We start from the raw sequence: 4,443 nt of genomic DNA, 5'->3' as shown, positions 1-4,443 counted from the left end.
CTGCACGACCGCCCGTTCGTCCGGCTCGACGCGGACGCGCAGGACGCGCTCCTGCATGCCCTCGAAGGCGGCCGCGCCATGTCTCCCCGCTGGCAGGGTCTCGACGCGCAGCGCTTCTTCATCCATCACCTGCTCAAGACGGCGGCCGGCTTTTATTACGCGCATCCCCGCGCCTGGAACGAGATCGGCTTCGGCGGGCCGGCGAACCCCCGCGGGTACGTGCGCCTCGGGTTCGACAGCCGCGACCCGTGGGAAGCGAAGGAGGCGCGGTGACCGCGCCGCGGACTGGCGGCGGCCGCGCCCCCGACGTATTCAAGCGCGGGGGCTGGGTGAGCATGCGCGAATACGGCGACGACGAGGTGGTGGACTTCGCCATCGTCGGCGCCGGCGCGGGCGGCGCCACGCTCGCGTGCAAGCTGGCGGAGGCCGGCTTTTCCGTCGTCGTGCTGGAAGCGGGCCCGTTCTGGCGCCCGCTGGAGGATTTCGCGTCGGACGAGGAAGCGCAACAACAGCTGTACTGGCTGGAAGAACGGCTGTCCGGCGGCGCCGATGCACTGGCCCTCGGCGGGAACAATTCCGGCTGGGGCGTGGGCGGGTCGACCGTCCACTTCAGCATGATCTCGCTGCGCTTCCGGCCCGAGTGGTTCCGATCGCGCAGCCAACTGGGCTACGGCTTCGACTGGCCCATCACGTATGACGAACTGGCGCCCTATTACGACGAGGCGGAGCGGGCGCTGGCCGTGTCCGGCCCGGTCAACTATCCGTGGGGACCGCCGCGCCGCCGCTACCCGTACCGCGAACACGAGATGAACGCGGCGGGCCTCGTGCTCGCGCGCGGCGCGGAAAAGATGGGCATCAGGTGGTCATCCGTGCCGCTGGCGACCGTGTCGGCACCGCGCGGAAAATCGCCGCCGTGCGTGTACCGGGGCTTCTGCAACTTCGGCTGCGCGACGAATGCGAAGCAGAGCGCGCTGATCGTGTGGATTCCGCGCGCGCTGGCGGCGGGCGCGGAAGTGCGCGACCTCGCGATGGCCGGCCGCATCGAACTCGGCGCCGACGGCCGCGCGGCGGGCGTGCACTATCGCCGCAACGACGCCTGGCGCTTCCAGCGCGCGCGCAACGTCGTCGTCTCGGGTTATGCGATCGAGACGCCGCGCCTGCTGCTGAATTCCGCGTGCGGCCGCTTCCCGCAAGGCCTCGCGAACGGCTCGGGCCTCGTCGGCACGCACCTGACGACGCACGCAGGCCCCGGCGTGTGGGCCCGGTTCGACGAAGCCATCCGCTGGTACAAGGGCCCGCCCAACATGGCCGTGTGCGAGCACTGGAATTACACGGACGCGGGCAAGGATTTCCATGGCGGCTATGCGTTCATGAGCCAGGGCCCGCTGCCGCGCGCGTGGGCCCAGCTGCTCGTGACGGAACGGCATCTATGGGGCATGGCGCTGCGCCGCGAGATGGCGGACTACAACCACATGGCGGGCCTCGTCGCGGTCGCCGAGACGGAGCCGCGCGCGTGCAACCGCGTGGCACTGGCGGATGTGCGCGACCGCCACGGCCTGCCCGTCGCGCACGTGACGTTCGAATATTCCGCCAACGACCGCCGCATGCAGGACCACGCGCGCCGCTTCATGGGCGAGATGCTGGCGGCGGCCGGCGGCAAGGACACCTGGACGAGCGACGACACGAGCCACATCCTCGGCACGTGCCGGATGGGCGGCGACCGGGAGACGAGCGTCGTGGATGCGGACGGCCGCAGCTGGGACGTGCCGAACCTGTGGATCTGCGACGGCTCGCTGTTCCCGACGGCGGGCGGCGTGAATCCGTCGCTGACGATCCAGGCCCTCGCCTGCCGCATGGGCGCGCGCATCCGGGCGCTCGCGGCGCGCGGGGAATTGTAGGAAGGACCGGACATGAGCAAGGTAGCCAGCATCTTCGACCTCGAATGCCTCGCGCGCGAACGCCTGCCCGGCGTCGTGTTCGACTACATCCACGGCGGCAGCGAACAGCAGCTGACCGTGCGGCGCAACCTGGACGACATGCGCGCGCTCGCGCTGCGCCAGCACAGCCTGCGCGACGTGTCGCACCGCGACACCGGCGTCACGATGGCGGGCGACCCCGCGCGCATCCCGCTTGCCCTCGGCCCGACGGGCCTCGCGGGCCTCACGTGGGCCAATGGCGAATGCGAGGCGGCGCGCGCGGCGGTGGACTTCGGCGTGCCGTTCTGCCTGTCGACGTGCTCCATCAATTCCATCGAGGACGTGGCGGAGGCGATCAATCAACCGTTCTGGTTCCAGCTGTACCTGATGAAGGACCACAAGGTCAACGAAAGCCTGATGCGCCGCGCCCACGATGCAAATTGCTCGGCGCTCGTGCTGACCATCGACCTGCACACGCAGGGCAAGCGCTGGGCCGACGAAAAGCACGGCCTCGCGGTGCCGCCGCGCCTGACGCCGGCGAACATCATGCAGATGGTGGGCCACCCGCGCTGGCTCGCGAACATGGCGGGCAGCAAGCGCCATACGTTCGGCAATTTCGAGCACGAGATCAAGGAGGCCGGCTCCATCGGCTCGCTGTCGAAGTGGATCGAGGAGCAGTTCGATCCTTCGTTCGACGTGAACACGGCGCGCTGGGTGCGCGAGAAATGGCAGAGGAAGCTGATCCTGAAAGGCGTGATGAATCCGGACGACGCGCGCACCGCCATCGACATCGGCGCGGACGCCATCATCGTGTCGAACCACGGCGGGCGCCAGCTGGACGGCGCGCCGTCGTCGATCTCCGTGCTGCCGGAAATCGTCGATGCCGTGGGCGACCGCATCGAAGTCCTGTTCGACGGCGGCATCCGCACGGGCGGCGACATCGTCAAGGCGATCGGCCTCGGCGCCCACGCCTGCCTGTCCGGGCGCGCGTGGCTGTACGGCCTGGCCGCGCGCGGGCGCGAAGGCGTCGCGTGCGCCCTCACCCTGCTGGAACAGGAACTGCAGGACTGCATGCTGCTCACGGGCCTCGACAACCTGCAGCGCATCGAGCCGGGCGTCGTCACCGCGCAGCCGCCGCTGGGGAGGCGCTGAATGCTGCCGTTCATGTTCGCCACCGGAATCGAGAACAGCGCACCGACGATAGCCGATGGCCGCATCCGCCGCGACCAGATGGAAGAATGCGGCCACTACCGGCTGTGGCAGACGGACTTCGCGCTGGTGGCGCACCTGGGCGTCCGCACCCTGCGCTACGGCGTGCCGCTGCACCGCACGTGGCTGGGGCCGGACCGCTACGACTGGGCATTCGCGGACCAGGCGTTCGGGACACTCCAGCGGCTCGGCATCGACCCCGTCGCCGACCTGTGCCACTTCTGCGTGCCGGACTGGGTCGGCAACTTCCAGAACCCGGATTTCCCGGCGCTGTTCCAGGGCTATGCCCGGGCCTTCGCGACGCGCTATCCGTGGATCCGGCTGTACACGCCCGTCAACGAAATGTACGTGTGCGCGAAATTCTCCGCGCTGTTCGGGTGGTGGAACGAGCAGGCGCGCGATTTCCGGTCGTACGTGACGGCGCTGAAGCACCTGGCCCGCGCCAACGTGCTGGCGATGCACGAGATCGTGACGCTGCGCCCCGACGCCGTGTTCATCCAGAGCGAATCGAGCGAATACTTCCACGCGACGCATCCCGGCGCCGTCGCGGAAGCCGAACGGCGCAACCGGCTGCGCTTCCTGTCGCTCGACTTCAACTACGGCCGCCCGCTCGAGCCGGTACAGCGCGAGTTCGTGCTGGCGCACGGCATGACACCGGACGAATGCCGCTTCTTCGAAGACCACGCGCTGCGCGACCGCTGCATCCTCGGCACCGATTACTACATGACGAACGAACACGACGTCGAACCGGACGGCACGGCGCGCGATGCGGGCGAAACACTTGGGTACGCGATGATCGCGCAGGAATACGCACAGCGCTACGGCCTGCCGCTGATGCACACGGAAACGAACCTCGACCAGGGCCCGCGCGGCGACGAAGCGCGCGAGTGGCTGCGCTGCCAGTGGGCCCACGTGCGCGGTCTGATGCGGAGCGGCGTGCGGGTCGTCGGCTTCACGTGGTATTCGCTGACCGACCAGGTCGACTGGCACTTCGAACTGCGCGAAGACCGCGGCATCGTCAATCCGCGCGGGCTGTACGACCTGGACCGCCGCATCCGGCCCGTCGGGACGGCGTACCGCGACCTGATCGCGGCCTGGGATGGGCGTACTGGCGCAATGCAGGCTTGACGCGGCGGCCCGGCTGCGGTCTACTCCGGGCGCCACCATCACGCCCACGATCCATGACCTTCGCACCGCTGCTCGACATCGTCAACCTGATCCCGCGCGGCCTGATCCTGCCGCCCGCCAGCCTGTTCCTCGTCATCGTCATCGGCCTCGTGCTGTGGCGCCGCCGGCCGCGCGCCGGCCGCGTCGTCGC

4 protein-coding genes are annotated in these 4,443 nt (G+C 69.5%); all 4 read left to right on the top strand.

The window, feature by feature from the left end:
• The coding region (locus ACEN88_RS25120; protein WP_413344067.1) for a gluconate 2-dehydrogenase subunit 3 family protein at window positions 1-273 on the top strand (273 nt) is incomplete at its 5' end.
• Complete coding sequence (locus ACEN88_RS25115) at window positions 270-1,898, top strand: GMC family oxidoreductase (RefSeq protein WP_413344065.1); 1,629 nt, start codon at window positions 270-272, stop codon at window positions 1,896-1,898. The genes ACEN88_RS25120 and ACEN88_RS25115, both read left to right, overlap by 4 nt.
• A gap of 12 nt (window positions 1,899-1,910) precedes the next feature.
• Window positions 1,911-3,068 carry an L-lactate dehydrogenase gene (locus tag ACEN88_RS25110; RefSeq protein WP_413344063.1) on the top strand — a complete coding sequence of 386 codons (1,158 nt, stop codon included), beginning with the start codon at window positions 1,911-1,913 and terminating at the stop codon, window positions 3,066-3,068.
• Window positions 3,069-4,253: a family 1 glycosylhydrolase gene (locus ACEN88_RS25105; RefSeq protein WP_413344061.1), complete on the top strand. Its 1,185-nt coding sequence runs from the start codon at window positions 3,069-3,071 to the stop codon at window positions 4,251-4,253.
• Window positions 4,254-4,443: the final 190 nt, after the last annotated feature.

The organism is Massilia sp. CT11-108, assembly GCF_047302915.1.
Classification (GTDB): domain Bacteria; phylum Pseudomonadota; class Gammaproteobacteria; order Burkholderiales; family Burkholderiaceae_D; genus Telluria; species Telluria orientalis.
Note: the sequence above shows the minus strand (reverse complement) of the source record. Positions and strands in the feature narration are given on the sequence as shown.